Source organism: Kribbella sp. NPDC004138, from assembly GCF_053603655.1.
In genome coordinates this window covers 139,363-159,669 of the sequence record NZ_JBSGFZ010000017.1, presented here as the reverse complement: position 1 = coordinate 159,669, position 20,307 = coordinate 139,363, and the positions used below count along the sequence as shown (strand labels likewise).

General features: G+C 69.9%; 21 protein-coding genes. 7 read left to right on the top strand and 14 right to left on the bottom strand.

Features of this window, described 5'->3' with window-relative positions:
- Positions 1-40: 40 nt before the first annotated feature.
- Together ACWEOO_RS24345 and ACWEOO_RS24340 are read right to left on the bottom strand one after the other, a co-directional pair.
- Complete coding sequence (locus ACWEOO_RS24345; protein WP_452144949.1) at positions 41-430, bottom strand: type II toxin-antitoxin system VapC family toxin; 390 nt, start codon at positions 428-430, stop codon at positions 41-43.
- Positions 427-660: a hypothetical protein gene (locus ACWEOO_RS24340; RefSeq protein WP_452144948.1), complete on the bottom strand. Its 234-nt coding sequence runs from the start codon at positions 658-660 to the stop codon at positions 427-429. Before ACWEOO_RS24340 ends, ACWEOO_RS24345 begins: the two co-directional genes overlap by 4 nt.
- A 105-nt stretch (positions 661-765) precedes the next feature.
- On the opposite strand from ACWEOO_RS24340, the gene ACWEOO_RS24335 reads away from it, so the two are divergent.
- A complete protein-coding gene (locus ACWEOO_RS24335; RefSeq protein WP_452144947.1) occupies positions 766-1,206 on the top strand; it encodes an N-acetyltransferase family protein in 441 nt (146 codons plus the stop codon).
- Here the strand turns inward: ACWEOO_RS24335 and ACWEOO_RS24330 are convergent.
- The 5 genes from ACWEOO_RS24330 to ACWEOO_RS24310 are packed head-to-tail and all read right to left on the bottom strand — an operon-like array spanning position 1,173 to position 6,357.
- Positions 1,173-2,348 carry an MFS transporter gene (locus ACWEOO_RS24330; RefSeq protein WP_452144946.1) on the bottom strand — a complete coding sequence of 392 codons (1,176 nt, stop codon included), beginning with the start codon at positions 2,346-2,348 and terminating at the stop codon, positions 1,173-1,175. The two genes, ACWEOO_RS24335 and ACWEOO_RS24330, sit on opposite strands and share 34 nt — an antisense overlap.
- On the bottom strand, positions 2,345-3,358 hold the full coding sequence (locus ACWEOO_RS24325; protein WP_452144945.1) for a DNA polymerase III subunit beta family protein: 1,014 nt from the start codon (positions 3,356-3,358) through the stop codon (positions 2,345-2,347). Before ACWEOO_RS24325 ends, ACWEOO_RS24330 begins: the two co-directional genes overlap by 4 nt.
- Before the next feature lie 34 nt (positions 3,359-3,392).
- Positions 3,393-3,911, bottom strand: coding sequence for an AAA family ATPase (locus ACWEOO_RS24320; protein WP_359935722.1), 519 nt, complete (start codon positions 3,909-3,911; stop codon positions 3,393-3,395).
- A 15-nt stretch (positions 3,912-3,926) separates the two neighbouring features.
- Complete coding sequence (locus ACWEOO_RS24315) at positions 3,927-5,078, bottom strand: anhydro-N-acetylmuramic acid kinase (RefSeq protein WP_452144944.1); 1,152 nt, start codon at positions 5,076-5,078, stop codon at positions 3,927-3,929.
- A 1-nt stretch (position 5,079) separates the two neighbouring features.
- Entirely contained in the window at positions 5,080-6,357 is a 1,278-nt protein-coding gene (locus ACWEOO_RS24310; RefSeq protein ID WP_452144943.1) for an MFS transporter, read from the bottom strand.
- A 190-nt stretch (positions 6,358-6,547) separates the two neighbouring features.
- Here ACWEOO_RS24310 and ACWEOO_RS24305 point away from each other — a divergent pair, with 190 nt between their 5' ends.
- Entirely contained in the window at positions 6,548-7,456 is a 909-nt protein-coding gene (locus ACWEOO_RS24305; protein ID WP_452144942.1) for an endo-beta-N-acetylglucosaminidase H, read from the top strand.
- Positions 7,457-7,500: 44 nt separating this feature from the next.
- On the opposite strand, the gene ACWEOO_RS24300 is transcribed toward ACWEOO_RS24305, so the two are convergent.
- Both ACWEOO_RS24300 and ACWEOO_RS24295 read right to left on the bottom strand, forming a co-directional pair.
- Positions 7,501-7,731 carry a hypothetical protein gene (locus ACWEOO_RS24300; RefSeq protein WP_452144941.1) on the bottom strand — a complete coding sequence of 77 codons (231 nt, stop codon included), beginning with the start codon at positions 7,729-7,731 and terminating at the stop codon, positions 7,501-7,503.
- A gap of 56 nt (positions 7,732-7,787) precedes the next feature.
- Positions 7,788-8,303, bottom strand: a complete 516-nt coding sequence (locus tag ACWEOO_RS24295) for a histidine phosphatase family protein (protein WP_452144940.1) — start codon at positions 8,301-8,303, stop codon at positions 7,788-7,790.
- 84 nt (positions 8,304-8,387) lie between these two features.
- Between ACWEOO_RS24295 and ACWEOO_RS24290 the strand changes: the two genes are divergently transcribed.
- The 5 genes from ACWEOO_RS24290 to ACWEOO_RS24270 all read left to right on the top strand — a co-directional run bounded on the left by ACWEOO_RS24290 (position 8,388) and on the right by ACWEOO_RS24270 (position 14,539).
- The gene (locus ACWEOO_RS24290) at positions 8,388-10,247 is read left to right on the top strand and encodes an acyl-CoA dehydrogenase (RefSeq protein WP_452144939.1); all 1,860 of its coding nucleotides are present in this window, start codon (positions 8,388-8,390) and stop codon (positions 10,245-10,247) included.
- Positions 10,248-10,545: 298 nt separating this feature from the next.
- On the top strand, positions 10,546-11,778 hold the full coding sequence (locus ACWEOO_RS24285; protein ID WP_452144938.1) for a hypothetical protein: 1,233 nt from the start codon (positions 10,546-10,548) through the stop codon (positions 11,776-11,778).
- Positions 11,775-12,422 (top strand): hypothetical protein, encoded by a 648-nt coding sequence (locus ACWEOO_RS24280; RefSeq protein ID WP_452144937.1) that lies wholly within the window; start codon positions 11,775-11,777, stop codon positions 12,420-12,422. Before ACWEOO_RS24285 ends, ACWEOO_RS24280 begins: the two co-directional genes overlap by 4 nt.
- Entirely contained in the window at positions 12,419-13,651 is a 1,233-nt protein-coding gene (locus ACWEOO_RS24275; RefSeq protein ID WP_452144936.1) for a hypothetical protein, read from the top strand. The genes ACWEOO_RS24280 and ACWEOO_RS24275 overlap by 4 nt, the downstream gene beginning before the upstream one ends.
- A 117-nt stretch (positions 13,652-13,768) precedes the next feature.
- Positions 13,769-14,539: a DUF4097 family beta strand repeat-containing protein gene (locus ACWEOO_RS24270; protein WP_452144935.1), complete on the top strand. Its 771-nt coding sequence runs from the start codon at positions 13,769-13,771 to the stop codon at positions 14,537-14,539.
- 37 nt (positions 14,540-14,576) lie between these two features.
- Here the strand turns inward: ACWEOO_RS24270 and ACWEOO_RS24265 are convergent, their stop codons facing one another.
- From ACWEOO_RS24265 to ACWEOO_RS24245, 5 genes are all read right to left on the bottom strand, one after another.
- Complete coding sequence (locus ACWEOO_RS24265; RefSeq protein ID WP_363706134.1) at positions 14,577-14,825, bottom strand: DUF6458 family protein; 249 nt, start codon at positions 14,823-14,825, stop codon at positions 14,577-14,579.
- A gap of 61 nt (positions 14,826-14,886) precedes the next feature.
- The gene (locus tag ACWEOO_RS24260) at positions 14,887-16,668 is read right to left on the bottom strand and encodes an NHL domain-containing thioredoxin family protein (protein ID WP_452144934.1); all 1,782 of its coding nucleotides are present in this window, start codon (positions 16,666-16,668) and stop codon (positions 14,887-14,889) included.
- Positions 16,669-16,710: 42 nt separating this feature from the next.
- Positions 16,711-18,345, bottom strand: a complete 1,635-nt coding sequence (locus ACWEOO_RS24255) for a hypothetical protein (RefSeq protein WP_359935747.1) — start codon at positions 18,343-18,345, stop codon at positions 16,711-16,713.
- Between the two features lie 141 nt (positions 18,346-18,486).
- Entirely contained in the window at positions 18,487-19,380 is an 894-nt protein-coding gene (locus tag ACWEOO_RS24250; RefSeq protein ID WP_452144933.1) for a carbohydrate ABC transporter permease, read from the bottom strand.
- Positions 19,377-20,279 (bottom strand): carbohydrate ABC transporter permease, encoded by a 903-nt coding sequence (locus ACWEOO_RS24245; RefSeq protein ID WP_363706142.1) that lies wholly within the window; start codon positions 20,277-20,279, stop codon positions 19,377-19,379. The genes ACWEOO_RS24250 and ACWEOO_RS24245 overlap by 4 nt, the downstream gene beginning before the upstream one ends.
- Positions 20,280-20,307 lie beyond the last annotated feature (28 nt).

Below are 20,307 nucleotides of genomic sequence, written 5' to 3'. Positions count from 1 at the left end.
CATACTGTCATCACGACAGCATGTTGTCAATAGCAAGTCGTCAGGCTGGGGCATCGACCGCCAGGCCGGCCGTCCGCGCCGCATCCGCCAGGCGTTTGTCGTAGGTGACGAACGAGGTGAGCGGCTGTGCGCGCAGCGCGGTGGCAAGGTGGATGGCATCCAGACTTCTGACCGCCGCCGGCCGCACAGTCTGCGCCAAGATCCGGATACCCGCGTCCAAGTCGATCAAGTCGATCAGATCGAGAACCAGATGCAGTCTCGGCACCGCCTGCGGGACATACCGCGCCAGAGCCCGGGAGGACTCGATCTCCGCGAGCACAGAACTGGTCCAACCGACCTCGGCCCGCTCATCCAGCCAGTTGCGCAGGGCTTGCGATTCGGCCTCGGCGTGCACCAACTTCACGATGGCGGCCGAGTCGAGGTAGATCACCGCTCGGCGTCCCGGTCCTGCGAGAGCTCGGCCGCGACATCGATTCCGTCGGGATCACCGAGCGGCATCCGCAGGACGGCGCGGCGCAACTCCGCCGCACGTTCGCGGCGCAAGGCTGCTTCAAGCACAGCCTGCCTGATCACCACCGACCGCGAACTGCCGTCGTGGGTCAGGATCGCCAGCGCATGCTCCGTCTCGGCGTCCGTGCGGATCGTGATCGTGTCAGCCATGCAATCAGTGTAAGACGCGACGTCTTACATCACCACAGATCGCCCGGAAATGCGGATGCCGACAATGCGGATGCCGACGGAGGCAGCGGCTGGGAAGGTGGATGGATGGGCGTGCGAGAGCTGGGGACGGACGACTGGGGCCAGTTGTGGCCGTTGGTGCGGGGTTTCGGGACGGAGTTCGACGAGGAGACGAGTCGGGGGTACTTCGAGGAGCTGGTGGGTGATCCGCGCTGGGTGGCGTTGGGGTACGACGATGGCGGGCTGATCGGGTACGCCGTCGTGCAGGACTACGGCACGCACCTGCGGGCGGGACGGCGGCACCACGGGCGGCTGCACGACTTGTACGTCCTGCCGGAGCGGCGGCGTGCCGGAGTCGGGCGGGCCTTGATGGAAGCAGTGGCTCAGTGGGCGTCGACCCGGGTGCGGCATCTGGAGTGGCAAGCGCATCACGAGCGTTCGGCACCGTTCTACGAGCGGCTGGGACACCGCGGGCAACCGTGCCCGCAGCCGGACTACCCAACCTTCGAGATCGAGTTCACGCGGTAGCCGCGCAGCAGGCCCACGCCGGCCAGGGCGGTCGTAGCAGCGGCGAGTGCCAGCGCGTGACGAACTGGGAGCGTCGCGAGGAGATTCGTTGAGCCGATCAAGGGCACGGTCTGGGCCAGGGAGAGCAGGGACTGGAGTCGGGTCAGGTGCGACGCCGGTGTGCTGCGGACGAACAGCGGCGCGAGATGTGACGTGAAGAGGCCGATGCCTACGCCTTGAATGAGGGCCGCGCCGACCGCGGCCGGGACGGAAGACGCGAGAGCGAGACCTGCGATCCCGAGCGCGGCGATCAGGCAACCGAGACCGCCGGTCAGCTCGGCGCGGTCGAAGGTCCCGAAGCGTCCGACCAGGATCGTCACGCCTAGTCCACCCGCGACGTTCGCCGCCACGACGAGACCCGCCTGACCGGCCGCCCACCCGTGCGAACGGGCGAGCAGTGGGACGCACAAGGAGGTGACCGGCAGAACGAAGGCCGCGACCAGGGCGACGACCGCGAGGATCGTCCGCAGCACGGGATCGCCGACGGCCACCCGGAGTCCGTCGACGGCATCGCGGACCACCGATGGGTGATCGCGCCGCGGCGTCACGTCGTACGGCGGCCTGAGCGCGAGAAGTACGGCGAACTGGACGGCGAAGGTCAGCCCGTCGAGCAGTAACGCCCCGACCAGCCCGATCGTCGCGACGAGCAGGCCGCTGAGCGGTCCGCCGGCGAGCGTGACGAGCTGCGTGGCCGACGTCCGCAAAGCCATTGCCCGGGGCAACTGATCGTCGGAGACGAAGAGCCGCGGCAGGACACCGGCCGCCGGTAACGCGAACGCGTCCACGGTGCCGACCACGACCGCCGTCGTCACCAGCAGCCCGGCCGAGACCCCTCGCATCTCGACCAAGACGGCGAGCAGAACGCAGCAGGTACCGACGATCGCGGTGCAGGCGAGCAGGAGCCGGCGCGGGCCGATCCGGTCGCCGAGGACACCGCCGAGCAGGAGGAACACGGCGCGCGGCAGGGTGAACCCGGTCAACACCAGGGCGGCGACGTGCGCGCCGATCCCCGTCGCGGCCCATCCGAGCGCGAAGAACAGCGCCGCGTCACCGAGGACCGAGAGAGTGGAACCTGCCAGCCAGCCGTAGTACGGCCGGTTCACCCGTCCAGCCGGACAGGCATGACGAGGGTGGTGAACGTGCCTTGGTCGGCCGACCGTACGACGACCGGTCGGGCCGGCTCGCAGATCTCGAGCAGGACATCCGGCCCGACACTCGCCTCGAGGGCCGCCGCCAGCAGGCTCGCGGTGAACCCCACCCGCACCGCCCCGGACCCGATCGCCTCGAGCTTCACCTCGTCGCCGATCCGCAGGCTCTCCTGGTCGAGGTCGACGGTGACGACATCCCGGCCGGCGAGCGCCGCCAGCAGCGCGGCCCGATCCACCACGACGCGGCACACCGGCGGCGTCAGCCCGTCCAGGATCTGCTCGTACGCCGGATACTCCGCCTCCACCGCGGTCAACGAGCGCGACTCGTCGCCCCGCACGAGCACCAGCCCGCCGTTCACCTCCACCCGCACGGCGTCCCCCGCCGCGGCCCACCGACTGACCGCAGCCAACTCGTCCGCACGCACCAGCACTCGAGCCGCCGTCCCGCCGAACTCCACCGGCCGAACGGTCCGCACCGCCAGCCGATACCGGTCCGTCGCCACGAACGTGACTTCCTCGGGGGCGAGCTGGATCTGCACACAGTCCAGGCCGGCGTACTCGTCGGTGGCGGCCGCCGCGGACGCTACCTGGCGGATGGCGCTGGCCAGCTCAGGGCCGCCCAGTACGGCGGTCGTCCGCTCCGCCAGGAGCTGGGTGAGGAGGCGGGCGGCAGCTTCGCGGGTCGCGGTGGACCTGGCCTCCACGGTACGGAGGTGGGCGCGGACCAGCTCGGCGACGTCCGCCGGCGCGGCGTCCAGGGCGAGCCGGACATCGGGGAGCGGCAGGTCGATCTCGCGGAGGTCGCGGAGCAGGCGGGCGCGTTCGGCCTGCGACCTGTCGTAGTACCGGTAGCCGTTCGTCGCGTCGACCTCGGCGGGTGGGAGCAGACCGCAGTCGTCGTAGAACCGCAGCGCACTCGGCGCCAGCCCTACGAGCCGCGCGAACTCACTGATCGTCAGCCTCATGGGCCCGACCCTCACCCCTGCACCAACTCGAAGGTCAAGTCCGGAGCCGGCCCCACAGGCTGAGCGTCTTGCCGAAGCGTTCGCCGCGGATCCAGTCGTAGATGCCGCGGGCCACCCGCTCGGGCGAGATGTCGCCGCGCACGGAGCGCGGCACCCGGGTGCGGAGCTCGGCGGCGTCGGCGAGGGCGTCGGCGATCTGGTCCTCGGCCCAGCCGCGCAGTGCGAGGCGTTTGCGGCGGATGGCGTCCGGGCAGTCGAGGTGCAGCCAGCGCCCCTCGGGCAGCTCCGTCGGCAGCGCCGGCGTCAGCAGCAGCACGGGAATCCCGGAGCGCCGGATCAACTCGGTGATCCGCAGCCACAGCCCGTTGTAGGCAGGCCAGATCGGCGCCGCGGTCGGGCTCGCGATGTCGATCCCGAGCAGCCGGCCGTTGTCGTCCAGCAGCTCGTCCATGTCCATCACAACCAGGTTCCCCGGACTCAGCCGGACCAGCTCCGGCACGACCGTGGACTTCCCTGACCCGGGCGCCCCGGTCACCACGAACAACCTCGTCACAGATCTAGTGTGCGGTCATTCGACCAGCAACCGCACAGGAGGTCGTGCCGCGGCCGAAATCACCGGCAGTCCGCTCGGCCCGGGAGTGACCGAGCCGAGGATGCTGGAGTGCCGGGCGCCGGTGCAGCTCGGGACCGTTCCGCCCAGGCCGTGCACGGTCAGGAACCCGAGTACGGCGAACGCGTACGCCTCCTTCGCCGCCGACGGCATGCCCAGCTCGTCGGTGGTCCGGACCGGAACGTCCAGCTCGTCGGCGAGCAGATGCATCAGCACCGGGTTCCGGATCCCGCCACCGGATGCCACCACCTCGGTCCCGCCGTACCGCCGGACCGCGTCGGCCACGGTCCGTGCCGTCAGTGTGGTGACCGTGGCGACGAGATCCTCCGCCGGGATCACCGGCAGCCCCTCCATCGCCCGCGCCACGTACGCGAGGTTGAACAGCTCCTTGCCCGTCGACTTCGGCGCCGGCCGCGCGTAGTACGGATCGGCGAGCAGCCGCGCGAGCAGCTCCTCGTGGACCTGCCCACGCGCCGCCATCACCCCGTCCGCGTCGAACGGCTGCCCGGTCAGCTCGGTCACGACCGCGTCGATCAGCGCGTTCGCGGGGCCGGTGTCGAACGCGACCGGTTCGCCGTGCACGACGGTGATGTTGGCGATCCCGCCGAGATTCAGCGCCACCGGTACGCCGGGACGCCCGCGCAGCCACAGCACGTCGATGATGCTGACCAGCGGCGCGCCCTGTCCGCCCGCCGCGACGTCCCGCGCGCGCAGGTCCGACACCACGGGGAGGCCGGTCGCCTCCGCGATCCACGCCGGCTGCCCGAGCTGCAACGTCCCGCGCACCGCCCCGCCGTCGACCCAGTGGAACATCGTCTGCCCGTGCGAGACGACCAGGTCCGCGGATCCGCCGCACAGCTGCTCGACCGCCTGTCGCGCGACTGCCGCGAACGCCTGCCCGATCCCGGTGTCCAGCCGGCAGACGTCCTCCATCGACGTCGACGCCGGCGGCAGCGCGGCGGCGACGGCGGCGCGCAGCTCGTCCGGATACGGCTGGCTGAGCATCCCCAGCGGCGTCAGGACCAGTTCGTCCCCCTTCAGCCGCAGGTCCGCGGCAGCGGCGTCGATCGCGTCGTACGACGTCCCCGACATCAGCCCGATCACTCGCATGTCAGTCCCGCAACTCCCGTCGGTGGTCGTCCCCGCGCAACGTGAGCAATGCGATCACACTCACCGCACAGGTGACCACCACGTACCAGGCCGGGATGTCGACGTTCTTGGTCCGCTTGATCAACTCGGTGATGATCAGGCCGGCCGAGCCCGAGAAGACCGCGTTCGACAGCGAGTACGCCAGGCCGAGTCCGGTGTAGCGCGCCCGGGTCGGGAACATCTCCGCCAGCATCGCCGGCCCCGGTCCCGCCATCAGGCCGACGACGAGGCCCGCCACGAACACCGCGATCCCCTTCGCGGCATTGCCCGACTCCTTGTCCTGCAGCAGGTTCATCAGGGGAAACGCCAGTACGACGACCAGCGCCGCGCCGGCCACCATCACCGGCCGCCGCCCGATCCGGTCGCTCAGCCACCCGGCCGGGATGATCGAGAGCGCGAAACCGGTGTTCGCGAGCACCGTCGCGACCAGCGCCTGCTGGAAGGTCGCGTGCAGCGTCGCCTGCAGGTACGACGGCATCACCACGAGGAACGTGTAGCCCGCCGCGGACCAGCCCATCAGCCGGCCGATGCCGAGCGCGATCGCCTTCGCCACCTCGCCGGACGACGCCGGTCGCGGCTGCTCCTGGACGCGCGCGAAGCTCGGCGTCTCGTCGAGCTTGAGCCGCAACCACAGCGCCACGAGACCGAGCGGCAGCGCCAGCAGGAACGGCACCCGCCAGCCCCAGTCCGACAACGCCTCCTTGCTCAACGTGGTGGCGAGGATCGCCGCGAGCCCGGCGCCCGCGAGCAGGCCGAGCGCGACGGTGAACGACTGCCAGGCGCCGTACAGGCCGCGCTTCGTCCGGGGCGCGAACTCGGTCATGATCGACACCGCGCCACCGAACTCACCGCCCGCCGACAGGCCCTGCAACGCGCGTACGAGCGTCAGCAGCCACGGCGCGGCCGCCCCGACGGTCGCGTAGGTGGGCAGCAGGCCGATCAACGTGGTCGACAGCGTCATCAGCAGGAGTACGACGATCAGCGTCGGACGCCGGCCGATCCGGTCGCCGACCCGGCCGAACACGGCGGCCCCGATCGGCCGGAAGAAGAACGCCAGCGCGAACGACGCGTACGTCTTGATCAAGCTCTCGGCGTCACTGGTCGCCGTACTGCTGAAGAAGTTCGCGGCGATCACGGTGGCGAAGAATCCGTACGCACCGAACTCGTACCACTCGACGAAGTTCCCGACCGTCCCGGCCACCAGCGACCGCCGGGTCCGGATCTCGGCAGCGACACTCATCGGATCCCTCTTTCGTAACTTTCTCCCACCCGCCACCAACATCTTCGTCTATCACTGACCAACGCGCGACCCCAGGTGACAGACCCTTGACACAACGTCCGCGCGGGATCGATGATTTGGCATCCGCTAAACCGGTTTATCTCACCGGTTCGGCGCCCGCCCATCTGTGTGACGAGGAGTCGATCAGCTCATGAAGCGAAGGACCCTGTTGTCAGCCCTGGCCGCCGGGACCGCCGCGGCCGCCACCGGCGCCGCACTGCCCACGGAGGCCACAGCGGCCGCCGCGAAGCGCCGCCCCCGGGCCAAGACCGGCCCGGTCACCGTCGCGTACATCGAGGTCAACGACCACAGCATGCTGAACGCCGCCAAGTACACGCTGGCCAACAGCGGCGCGCAGGTGATCGACGTCGCGGTGATCTTCGCCGCGAACATCAACTACGACGGCACCAGCGCGTACCTGCACTTCAACGACCAGGTGACGAACGTGCTGAACAACGTCGCCACGCAGGTCCGCCCGCTGCAGCAGAAGGGCATCAAGGTCCTGCTCTCGATCCTCGGCAACCATCAGGGCGCCGGGTTCGCGAACTTCCCCGACCAGGCCTCCGCCGACGCGTTCGCGCAGCAGCTCGCCGACGCCGTCAACCAGTACGGCCTGGACGGCATCGACTTCGACGACGAGTACGCCGAGTACGGCAACAACGGCACCGGCCAGCCGAACGACTTCTCGTTCGTCTACCTGGTCCAGGCGCTCCGCGCGAAGCTCCCGAACAAGCTCATCACGCTCTACGACATCGGACCGGCGGCCGACCGCCTGACCTACAACGGCCAGAGCATCGCGAACACCTTCGACTACGCCTGGAACCCGTACTACGGCACCTGGTCGGTGCCGAGCGGCCCGACCGACAAGGCCCGGCTCTCCCCCGCGGCGGTCTCCTACACGGCGACCAGCTCGAGTACGGCGGCGTCACTGGCCCAGCGCACCGTCAACGAGGGGTACGGCGTCTTCCTCACGTACAACCTGACCGAGTCCAACACCGCGTCCTACATGACCGCCTTCACCCAGAAGCTGTACGGCAGCGCGACGGTCTACACACCGTAGAAACAAACGGGATGGCCGGCCACACGGCCGGCCATCCCGTTCAGTCACTCGCCGCGGCCGCGGCCCTTGCGGCCCTTCGCGGCGGAGTCGATGCGACTCTGCAGCACCTCCGGCGAATCGCCCCGGCCGCCGCCCTTCTTGACGGCCTCGGCCGCCGCGGTCTTGCCGTCCGTCTGGAGCCGGTCCACGACCTTCCCCCACTGCCGCTGCTTCGTCTCCGCAACGTCCCCGGCAAGGTCGTCCCGCGCGCTGTTGTTGCCCCAAGGCTTCTTCACTATGCCCGCCTCCCACGTCGTGTTCGCTGACACGACATCGTAGATTTCCGAAGGGTCTACACCTCGTAAACCCAGCCCGGCTGCCAATTGACGCCGTCGGCAACCAACTGCTCCAACGGCGCCCGACTGCCGAACAGATGCTCGAGGGACCAGCGGTTCGCCGAGTGCGCGACCACGAGCACCACCCGGTCGTCGTACCAACGCTTGAGGTCGGCAACGAACGACCGTGTCAGCTCGAGCACGTCGCCGTAGGACTGTCCGTCCGGAAACGGCGTAGCGACACGCTCGACCCTCGGCTCGAGCGCTTCCCGCGGAGCACCGTTCAGTGCGCCGTAGTTGCACTCCCGCAACCGCCAGTCCAGGAAGTGACGCACGCCGAGCCCGGCCAGTTCCACCGTTTCCACGGCCCGTCGCAGGTCCGAGCTGAACACTGCGTCGACACCCCGCCGCCGCTCACCGAGCTCCCGCGCCTGCTGCCGCCCGGCCGCGGACAGCTCACCCGGCAGCCAGCCGGTCGCGATCCCGCTCTCGTTGTCGACCGTGGTCGCGTGCGTCTCGTAAATCAGCTTCATAGCTCACAGTCAATCTCTCTTGGAGCTCGTTACCGGCGGGTATATACTCAAGTTACTGACGAGTAAATCCAGTGGGGAGTCTCCGTGAGCCACTACAAGTCGAATCTGCGGGACATCGAGTTCAACCTGCTCGAGGTCCTGGGCCGGGGCGACGTGCTCGGTCAGGGCCCGTACGCCGAGATGGACGTCGACACCGCCCGCGAGGTGCTCGCGGAGGTGGACCGGCTCGCCAAGCACGAGCTGGCCGAGTCCTTCGCGGAGGCCGACCGGAATCCGCCGGTCTTCGACCCCGAGGCCCACGAGGTCCGGATGCCGGAGGCGTTCAAGAAGAGCTACTACGCCTACATGGACGCCGAGTGGTTCAAGCTCGAGCTGCCGGCCGAGCTGGGCGGCCAGCCGACCCCGCCGTCGCTGCGCTGGGCCGCCGCCGAGCTGGTGCTGGGCGCCAACCCGCCGGTCCACATGTACGCCGCCGGGCCGAACTTCGCGCACGTGCTGTGGCGCAACGGCACCGAGCGCGACAAGTTGATCGCGCACCACATCATCGAGCGCGGCTGGGGCGCCACCATGGTGCTGACCGAGCCGGACGCCGGTTCCGACGTCGGCGCCGGCCGGACCAAGGCCACGCTGCAGGACGACGGCTCGTGGCACATCGAGGGCGTGAAGCGCTTCATCACCTCGGGCGAGCACGACATGACCGAGAACATCGTCCACCTGGTCCTCGCCCGTCCGCAGGGCATCGAGGGCGTCGGCGGCCCGGGCACGAAGGGCCTCAGCCTGTTCGTGGTCCCGAAGCACCACTTCGACCTCGAGACCGGTGAGCTGACCGGCGAGCGCAACGGCGCCTTCGTCACGAACGTCGAGAAGAAGATGGGCATCAAGGTGTCCACGACCTGCGAGGTCACCTTCGGCGACGGCATGCCGGCGAAGGGCTGGCTGCTCGGCGAGGTGCACGACGGCATCGCGCAGATGTTCCAGGTGATCGAGTACGCGCGGATGATGGTCGGCACCAAGGCGATCGCGACGCTGTCCACCGGCTACCTGAACGCGCTGGAGTACGCGAAGGAGCGGGTGCAGGGCGCCGACCTGACGCAGCCGGCCAAGGACGCGCCGCGGGTCACGATCACCCACCACCCCGACGTACGGCGTTCGCTGATGACGCAGAAGGCGTACGCCGAGGCGCTGCGGGCGCTCGTGCTGTTCACCGCGACGTACCAGGACCGGGCCGAGCAGGCGCGGTACGCCGGCGAGCACGACGACCTGGCCGAGCGGGTCAACGACCTGCTGCTGCCGCTCGTCAAGGGCTACGGCTCGGAGAAGTCCTGGACGCTGCTCGGCACCGAGTCGCTGCAGACGTTCGGCGGCTCCGGCTTCCTGCAGGACTACCCGATCGAGCAGTACGTGCGGGACGCGAAGATCGACACCCTCTACGAGGGCACGACCGCGATCCAGGGCCAGGACCTGTTCTTCCGCAAGATCATCAAGGACCAGGGCAAGGCGCTCGGCCACCTGGCCGAGCAGGTGCAGGCGTTCGTCGCCTCCGAGGCGGGCAACGGCCGGCTGAAAGAGGAGCGCGGACTGCTCGCGCAGGGTCTCGAGGACACCCAGAAGATCCTGGGCATCATGGGGCAGGCCCTGATGGCCGCCAACCCGCAGGCCGAGAACGGCGACCCGCGGAACGTCTACAAGGTCGGGCTGAACACCTCCCGGCTGCTGTTCGTCCTCGGCGACGTGGTCTGCTCGTGGCTGATGCTCCGCCAGGCCGAGGTCGCGCTGGAGAAGCTGGGCGGCGAACTGTCCCCCGCCGACCAGGACTTCTACGCGGGCAAGCTGGCCGCGGCCCAGTGGTTCGTGCGGTCGACGATGCCGTCGGTGCGCGCCGAGCGGGTCAAGGCCGAGCTCACCGACCTCGACGTGATGGACCTGCCCGAGTCCGCGTTCTGACCCGTACTCCTCCGGCTCGGCCACTTGCGCGGGTCGAGCCGGAGGTTCGGGGCCGTCGGCAAGCACCCGCGGCGGGGCCGGGGCATGAAATCGGCTGATCTGCCCCAGGTTGCCCCACGATCTGCCCTGTTGCGGAGCGTGCCGGTGTAGCAACGTTTCTGCCCTGAAACACCGTGACCCTGGCTCGGTCTCCCCTGTCCGGGCCAGGGTCGCGCCAACTCCTCCGGGGTGGAACCAGCCGATGTCGCCTTGCGTCCGTGTGAATGTGTTCAGCCCTGGTCGTCGTACGCTGTCCGCGATGCCCGTCCGATTCCTCACCGCCCTGCTCGCGGCACTCGCGTTCCTCCCGGCCCTCCCGGCCGCTGCGGAGACCCCGGAGCCGTCCGACCGGATCGCCGCCGCGTGGCGCACCGATCACCTGTTCGTCGATGAGCGGCTGCGGGCCGCGATCCCGGCGACCGAGGTGGACCGGATCCGGACCGCGATGCGCACCGCCGCCGTTCCCGTGTACGTCGCGATCACGCCGCGGACGCCGGCCCTGCAGAAAATCCGGTACGACCTGCCGACCCTGCTGCACGCGCGGGTCGGAGCCCCTGGGCTGTATGTGGTGGCGGTCGTGGACGGCAACTACTGGTCGACGAACGCCGAGCTGTACCGGCAGGCCGGGCTCCGCGGACGGGACCTGACCAGCGTCCGGGGCGACGACAAGCGGCGCCTCGACATCGTCTCGGACCGTCCGGCGCCGCAGATCGTCCGCACCATCCAGCAGGCGTCGACGGCGTTCGACGGCCGCGCGCTTCCCGCGGTCCCGGCGGGCGATCTGGAGCCGGAGCGCCCGCACCGCGGCCTCTCGGTGACCGACAAGTCGGACCGAGCCGTGTACGTCGGGCTCGGCGTCGGCGGGCTGCTCGGGTTGGTGCTGACACTGGTGATCGGGCTGCGGCGCCGCGGCGGATCGAAGCGCACCTACGAGGGCCGGCCGACCGACGCGCCGGCGGTCGACACCCACCGGGTGGAGCTGCGGGCGGACGGGAAGATCACGCAGGCCGAGCGGGCCCTCGCACGGCTGGACCGACGCCGCAACAAGACGACGCAGCAACTGGACCGACGCGACGACGCGTACCGCCGGCTCGACGCGGCCCGGGCGCTGCGCGCGGACACGACCGACGACGTCCTGGCCGCGGCCGGTGCGCTCGTGCTGGCCCGGCAGGCCGAGCGGATCGCGTCCGGTGCGGCCCTCGAGCCGCCGTGCTTCTTCGACCCGACGCACGCCCCCGGGACGGCGAAGGTCGACTGGTCGGACGAGGTCGAGGTGCCCGCGTGCCAGCCGTGCGCGAGCGCCGTACGGCGGAGGAAGACGCCGCGCGGCCTGCAGGTGCCGGCCAGGTCGGGACTGCTCGGGCACGACCGCAAGCAGGTGCCGTACTGGACGCTCGACCCGGAGGACAGCCCGATGGTCGCGACCGGCTTCGGCGCACTGTCCGACGACCTGGCCGAGCGGATCACGGCCCGGAAGGACGAGGTCCGATGAGGCGGCTCCTCCTGTTGCTGGTGGCAACTGTGTGGCTGCTGACCGGGACCGCGTCAGCGGCCACGCCGGCGGATCCGCGGATCACCGCCGCGGTCGCGGCCTGGGCGACGCAACCGTTGTACGTCGACCCGGACTACAGCTCGGTCGCCGACCGCGCCGAGACGCTGCAGGTGATCTCGGGCGCGAAGGTGCCGGTGTACGTGGCCGTCGTACCGTTCGGCGAGTGGTTCCCGGAGCAGGGCGACATCCCGATGCTGGCCGGCCGGATGGCGGCCGCGAACGGCAAGCCGGGGCTGTACGTCCTGATGGACGGCGACCGGTCGTACGGCGCCGCGCACCAGCTCGGCGTGTACGCGCCGAGCTGGACCTACGCGGAGCGGGACGAGTCGCTGAGCAAACAGCTCTCGGAGTACCTCGACGGGGTGCGTGCGTCGAAGTACAGCACGCCGAAGCCGGCCCGGACCGCGCCGCTGCCGCCCGAACCGGAACGGACGTACCCGAAAGAGAAGTTCACCGTCGGCAAGGCGATCGGCAACGGCCTCGGCGGCGTCGTCCTCGGCCTGATGGGCGGCGGCATCCTCGGTGGAATCGTACTGATCGTGGCGGCGCTGTCCCGCCCGCGACGACGGGAAGGACGCGCGTGAGAACCCGGTTCCTGCTGACGATTGTGGCGGCGGCACTGACCCTGCTGGTCGCGGCTCCGGCCGAGGCCGGCCCGACCGGGACCCCCGCGGAGCGGGCGCGGGAGATCGCGACCGCGCTGCGCAAGGACCCGCTGTACATCGACCCGGCGTACAAGACCGCGCTGCCCGCCAACCTGCAGGCGGACGTGCGGGCGAAGGCGAAGGCACTCGGGTACCCGGTGTACACGATGGTGCTGCCGCTGACGCCGAGCGACGAGTTCCAGGGCGAGGAGAGCACCGTGCTCACCCTCGTGATGGACGCGCTGCGGCAGCCGGGGCTGTACGTCGTGGTCGACGGCGGCAGCCGGTTCCCGTGGTACGAGGTGCGGGACGTGTCGCAGGTCAGCGAGGAGAAGCTGCAGGCGGCGCGGAAGCGTGCACTCGACGACGAGGGATACGACGCGGGGCCGACCGAGGTGCTGGCGCGGATGTACGAACTGCTCGCCCAGCCGGGGATTCCGAAGACCTCGCAGCGGCCGGGCAGCAGTACGCCGTCGCGCCGCGGCTACGGCGAGCCGGGTGGCCACGGCTGGATCGTCGCCGTGTCGATCGTCGGCGGCCTCGTCGTACTGATCGGGCTCGGTCTCGTGATCGGGCGGACCCGGGGTTCGGGGCCGGGGCGGCAGAAGACGTTCCACATCCCGCCGCACGTCGCCGCGACGGTGGCGGCCGAGCGGCGTCGGCGGCTGACTCGGGAGACGGACGCGGAGCTCACCGCGCTCGGTTCGGAGCTGGCAGCGCTGCCGACGACCGAAGGCGCCGGACTGGCGCACCAGCAGGCCGCGCTCGACGGGCACGCCGCCGCGGCGCGGGTCCTCGACTCGTCGCCCGACCTCGTCGACCTCGTCGGTGCCATGGTGCTGCTGGACAAGGCGCGACGTGAATACGACGCTGCGGTCGCGGCCGCGGCCGGCCGGCGCGTGGACGCTGTACCGGACCTGTGTGCCTTCAACCCGCTGCACGGCCGGGCGTCCGGTCGACCGACCAAGGTGGAGTCCGACGGGACGACGCTCACGCTGCCGCTGTGCGCCGAGTGCCGGCAGGCGTTGAAGCGCCACTCGGCGCCGGCGTCGCTGCCCGGTAAGGACGGGCCGTACTGGCACGACGACTCGCTCTGGGCCCGGACCTTCTTCGGCACCACCGGGGACGACCTGGCCGGGGCCGTCTCGCGCGGCGAGCTGCATCGGTGAGAGGGCTTCCCTGATGGTGGTTCAGGGACGCGTCGGGGGATCTGCCGGATCCTGGAGCCGGACGCCGGAGCCTACTGTCGTTGCGACAACGTGGGTGGGCTCGAGAAGAGGCGGACGATGGCGGAGAACAAACAGCTCGGAGTGATCCTGCTGGTAGCGGCGGCCGGGCTGGCGTTCTGGCAGTTCGGGGACCGGGACTCCGACGACACGCACCGGATCGACGACAAGATCTCCACCGTCCAGCTCGCCGCGGGCAGTGCCGACGTCACGATCAAGGTCTCCGACGACGACACGACGTCGGTGCAGGAGCAGCGCAAGTTCTGGTTCTTCAAGCACGGCGACGCGTACTCCGTGAAGGACGGCGTCCTGAAGCTCGACGGCGACTGCGGCTGGCAGTGCACCGCCGACTTCGAGGTGACCGTGCCGCGCGGCACCAAGGTCACCGGCGAGAACGGCAGCGGCGACATCCAGATCGCCGGCGTGGCCGGAGTCGACGCGAAATCCCGCTCCGGCAAGGTCGAGGTGAGCGACGTCCAGGGCGACGTCAACCTCGACGTGACGTCCGGCGACGTCTCGGTCCGGGACCTGACCGGCAAACTCGACGTCAAGGCCAACTCCGGCGACATCGAGGCGTCCGGCTTGAAGGGCGGCGCGGTGAACGTCGAGACCACATCCGGCGACATCGAACTGACCCTCACCGAATCCACCGACGTGCACGCCAAAGGCACCAGCGGCGACATCGAGATCAGCGCTCCCAGTGGCGACTACAACGTCACCGCCGAATCCAAGCACGGCGACGTCGAGAACAACCTGGGCAACAACTCCACCGCCTCCCACACTCTCACCGCCACCACCACCTCAGGCGACATCGAACTCCGCGCCGGCTGACAAAGCTCCACGCCTGCTCGCGCTTCAGCGAGGGTGGTTACTCCGTGATGTCGCGGTGGTGTTCCTCGACGACGCGGTATTCCTCTTCGACCGCGGGGTCGATGGCGTTGGTTTCTACGCGGCGGCGGCGGTTGGTGATGTAGAAGGACAGCAGGATGCCGGCCAGACCGGCGAGCAGCAGGATGTAGCCGACGACCTGCAGGTTCACGGCGTCCCAGGTGTCGCGGACGGCGAACGCGAACACGGCGCCGACCACCATCAAGAAGATCCCCACACCGATGCTCATCAGAGAGCCTCCCAGCGAGTAGCCCTTACTCCTTCGACGGTACCCGCTACCAAACGCAGTCTCACGCGCTCGCGCCGGAAAGAACCAGTTCGATTCTGGTCGGGCCGTCGGGGGTGACGCGAATCGGCACGCCCCAGTCCTGCCGGTGCATGTGGCAGGCGGGGAACTCCACCTCGGCGGAGTCGTCGCAGGAAGCCGCCTGGACAGCCACGTGGAGGACCCCGGACCCGGCGTGCGGGTCGATGACGAGGCGCCGCACGAGGTCGGTGGTGTCGCCGGCGCCTTCGCGCAGCAGGTTGTCGGGCGTGGAGGACACCAGCAGCCGCGTCGACGGGCCGTAGCGGTCGTCGAGCTTCTGGCCGGGCGGTGGGTTGAAGACGACATCGAGCGTGACCTCTCCGGCGGCCACATCCATCGGCGGGCGCTGCGTGCGCGTGCTGAACTCGTCCGCAGTGGCCGAAGCGCCCAGGGGCACGCGGGTCAGGCGATGCGCCGCCGACTCGACGACCAGCAGTTCGTTGCCCACGACAACAGCACCGCTCGGCTCGGCGAGGCCTGTCGCCATGGTCTCGACGGTCTCGGTCCGCGGGTCATAGCGACGTACGGCGCCGTTGTACGTGTCCGCGATCGCCACCGACCCGTCCGGCAGCACGGTCACGCCGAGCGGATGCTGCAGCAGGGCCTCGCTCGCCTTGCCGTCGCGCAGTCCGAAGTCGAACAGGCCGGTGCCGACCGCGGTGTGGACGTCGGTGTCGATCCAGCGCAGCGCGGAGATCTCGGAATCGGCCAGCCACAGCCGATCGCCGTCCGCCGCGAGCCCGCTGGTCTGCGCGAACCACGCCTCGTCGAGCGGACCGTCCTTCAGCCCTTCGTTGGTAGTACCCGCCGCGACCGCGGTCACCCCGGTGAACGGATCGAACGTCCACAGCTGGTGCACGCCGGCCATCGCGATCCACACCTTGCCGCCCCACCAGGCGACGTCCCACGGCGAGCTCAGTACATCGGTCCCGTCGCCGTCCATCCACTGCTTACCGGTGCCGACCAGCGTGCGCACCTGACCGTCGGCGAGCGACACCCCGCGCAGCGCGTGGTTGACGGTGTCCGCGACCACCACGTCGTACCCGACCTCACCGGCCACCTCCGGCGGGAGCACCACGAGCCCGTTCGGCTCGGAGAAGCTCGCCTCGCCGGCCGCGCCGTCCGCGAAGCCGCGGTGCCCCGTTCCGATCCGCCGTACGACGGTGGTGGCGTCGGCGGCGAGCTCGACGATGCTGTGGTTCCCGGCGTCCGCCACCAGGAACCCGTTGTCCAGCGCAACGACCTTCGCCGGGAACCGGAGCTCGGTCGGCTCGGGCGTCGGCGCGACGTACGGCGACTGGCCGCGGGTGAGCGTGCCGGCCTGCTCGTGCTCGACGACCAACTCGGCCAGCAGCGCGTCCAGGGCGTGCGCGTGCCCTTCACCGGAGTACTGCGCGACGATGTACCCGTTCGGATCCACCAGCACGAGGGTCGGCCAGGCTCGCGCGGTGTAGTTCTGCCAGGTGATCAACTCCGGGTCGTCCAGCACCGGATGGCCGACCTCGTACCGCTCGACGGCAGCCCGGACCGCCGCCTCCTCCCCCTCGTGCGCGAACTTCGGCGAATGCACGCCCACGATCACCAGCGCGTCCCCGTACTTCTCCTCCAACGGCCGCAACTCGTCGAGCACATGCAGGCAGTTGATGCAGCAGAACGTCCAAAAGTCGAGCAGCAAAAAGCGCCCCCGGAAGTCCGCGAGCGACAGCTCCCGCCCACCCGTGTTCAACCACCCACGACCCCGCAACTCCGGCGCACGCACATGCATGTCCCCATTGTCCGTCGCCGCTCAACCGCCCCGACGGGCGGGTCAGCGCGGCAGGATCAGGGTGTCGGTGAGGAGTTTGGCGGTCTTTCGGAGCGTTGCGGGGGAGGACGACAGGTCGGTGGCGAGGGTGTAGGGGGTCAGGGTCTCGCCGGGGCCGACCAGGCGGTGGCGGTGGGCGAGGAGCCAGACGATGGCGCGGGGCCAGGTGGAGAGGCGGGCCTTGGCCAGCAGGTCGGGGGCGTCGCGGACCAGGCGCTCGGCGATGTCGAAGGCGTCCGGCGCATACGACGTACCGAGGGTTTCGCCGGCCATCAGCCAGGCGTGCGGCGCCAGGACCGAGAGGGTCGCGGCCTGGTGGTTGTCCAGGCCGCGGAGGTCGGGCTGGGGCGGGGAGCCCAGGCCGGCCAGCGCTCGGTAAGCGTCTTCCAGGTCGTTGGTGGCGTCGTCGAGGAAGACCCGCTCGCCCGGCTTCGAGCCGACCGGGTCGATCATCGCGGCGGCCTCCAGGGCGGGCTGCCAGACGTCGACGGCGTCGACCGCCTCGTCGACCGCGTCGAGGGGTAGGTGGGTCCGGTCGCCGGCGAACTCGAGCCAGGCCTTCACCACCACCGGCACCGCGTCGAAGTAGGTGCTGTCAGCAAGCACCTTGCGCGGCAGCCAGTGCGCGAGGAACAGCTCGACCAGGACGGCGCTGACCCGCAGCGGGCCGCCGACGGTGCTGTCGACCGCGTGGTCGATCCACAGCCGGGCGATGTCCCCGGCGTCGTCCGGCAGCTCCACGGCGAACCGCGAGTCGAGGAAGTCCTCGACCAGCTGGTCACGCTGCCGCGGCGTCAGCAGCGGGCGCACCGGCGGCCGGACCGGGCGCTCCGGGATCTGCGTCAGCCGGTTCACCAGCAGGCCGGTGAAGAACTCGAAGTCCTCACTGACCGGCGGGTCGTCGAAGTCGCGGGTCTCGCCGAGCGCCTGCAGGATGATGCCGGCCGCGATCGGTGCCCGGACGGTCCGGATCGTCACCCGGCCGCCGCGCTCGTACGCCTCCAGGACGCGGTCGACCGGCGGGCCGACGAAGACGTCCTTGATGATCGCGCCGAGATTGTTGTCGATGAACACCACCACGGTGTGCGGATGCTGCTCGTCGTCGTAGTCGAGCACGACGCTCAGCCCGTCACCGGTGATGTCCTCGGACACGATCGCGCTGGTCAGCCGGAAACCGGCGATCCGGGTCACCCACTCGGGCACTTCGTCCTGGGTCCGCAGCCGGGAGACGTGGGCTCGTTGCAGCGGCAGCCGCCCGGCCGGGCCGACCGTCCGCGCGAGGCTGGTGAGCAGGACGAACGACTCGAGGTCACGGCGCTCGCCGAGCACCCGGGCCGCGTCGGCCCAGAAGAACCGCTCCACCTCACCGATCTCGTCCGGGCGCCCGGCCGGCCACAGCTGATCGGCCAGCATCGCCGCCGAACGCGCCACCGACGCCTCGGCGATCACCGGGTGCAGCGCGCTCGGCGCCGCGGCGAGGTCGAGGGTCAACGTTTCAAGCAGCGTCTCCAGCACGGCGACGCTCGGCGTGGTGTCGACGTCGACACCCGCCGGGGGCACGTGCGGCTCGCCGGGCTCGGCGCCGACGAGCCGCAGATGGCTGCGTCGTCCGTCCCGTCCGCTCGGAGACTTGGTCACCTCCGTGAGATTACCGCCCGGTCCCACTCCCCCGCAGTCCCGTCCGCGCGCCCTGTGGATAACTGGCTGCCCCCACAGACGGAGGGTTGCCCACCGAGATTTCCGGTGGGCAACCCTCCAGGTCAGCGGGTGACCGCGGCGTCAGCCCTTCAGGGCACCGGCCATCAGGCCGCCGATGAACCAGCGGCCGAGCACGATGTAGACGAGCAGCGTCGGGAACGACGTGATCAGGGCGCCGGCCATACTGGCCGCGTAGTCGACCTTCTGTCCGCCGGCCAGGGCGGCCAGGCCGAGCGTCACCGGGCCGTTCTGCTGCGTGGTGAGGAACAGCGCGAACAGGAAGTCGTTCCAGACCGAGGTGAACTGCCAGATCAGCGTCACCACGAACCCGGAGATCGAGATCGGCAGGATGATCCGGGCGTAGGTCTGGAGCAGCCCGGCGCCGTCCACCCGGGCCGACTCGATGATCTCGTTCGGCACGACGGTGGCGTAGTAGTTCCGGAAGATCAGCGTGCAGATCGGGATGCCGTAGATGCAGTGCGCGATGATCAGCGTCGGGATGCCCCGGGTGATGTCCAGCTCGGTGAACGTCGTCCGCAGCGGCAGCATCACCGCCTGGTAGGGGATGAACATCCCGAACAGGATGAACGCGAACACGATGTTCGCGCCCGGGAACCGCCAGCGGGCCAGCACGAACCCGTTCACGGACCCGATCATCGACGAGATGATCGCGGCCGGGATCGCCAAGGACAGCGACCGGACCATGTACGGCTGCAACACGTCCCAGGACTTGCGCCACGGCTCCAGCGTCCAGATCTCCGGCAGGTTCCACTGCGCGGCGGCCGTGGTGTCGGCGGATGTCTTGAAGCTGCCGACCACCACGACGTACACCGGGATCAGCACGAAAAGCAGGAACAGCAGCAGGATGACGTACTTGATCGTCCGGCTCAGCCGGGTCGTCCCGTCGGCGCCCGCCCGGGGCTTGTGGCGGATCGCGCTCGCGGTGGTGCCGGTGGCGGCATCGACGGCGGTCATTCGTTGCTCTCCTGCCGGACGGTGTACGCGACGTACGGGATGACGAGGACAGCGACGACCGCGAGCATCACGATCGCGATCGCGGCCGCCTTGGCCTGGTCGCCGCGCAGCAAGGTGTTCCACATCAGGATCGAAGGCACCTCGGTACGGAACTGGTTCGGCCCGGTGATCGCGTAGATCAGGTCGAACAGCTTCAGCGACATGTGCCCGAGGATGATCAGCGCCGACAGGGCGATCGGCGACAGCTGCGGGAACAGCACGTGCCGGTAGAGCTTGAACTCCGAGGCGCCGTCGACCCGCGCCGCCTCGCGCAACTCCGGCGGGATCCCCCGGAACCCGGCCAGGAACAGCGCCATGATGTACCCGGACAGCTGCCAGACCGCCGGCAGGGCGATGGCGGCCATCGTCGTCCATCTGCTCCCGGCGGTCCACCAGGCGTTCTCCAGGAAATGCAGCTGGAGGATCTCGAACAACCGGTTCAGGCCGCGGGCGTCGTCACCCTGGGACGGGTTCAGCAACCAGCCCCAGACGACACCCGAGGCGATCATCGAGATCGCCATCGGGAACAGGAACACCGACCGGAACACTCCCTCGCCGCTGACACCCTTCTCCAGCAGCAGCGCCCAGATCAGACCGAAGACCAGCGTGCCCACGATGAACAGCACCGTGAGCACGCCGAGGTTCTTCAGCGAGTTGAGGAACCGGTCCTCGTGAAACAGGTTCGTGTAGTTCTCGAACCCGACGTAGTCGACCGAGCCCCCTCGACGCGCGGTGTGCCGATCGGTCAGCGAGGTGTTGAACGTCCACGCGATCAGCCCGTACACGAAGTACCCGAGCAGTAGCACCGTCGGCAGTAGCACCAGGGCTCCAGGACCCCAGGTGCGAATTCTTCCGTGCATGCTCAGCTCACCGCCCGGGAACCGGTCC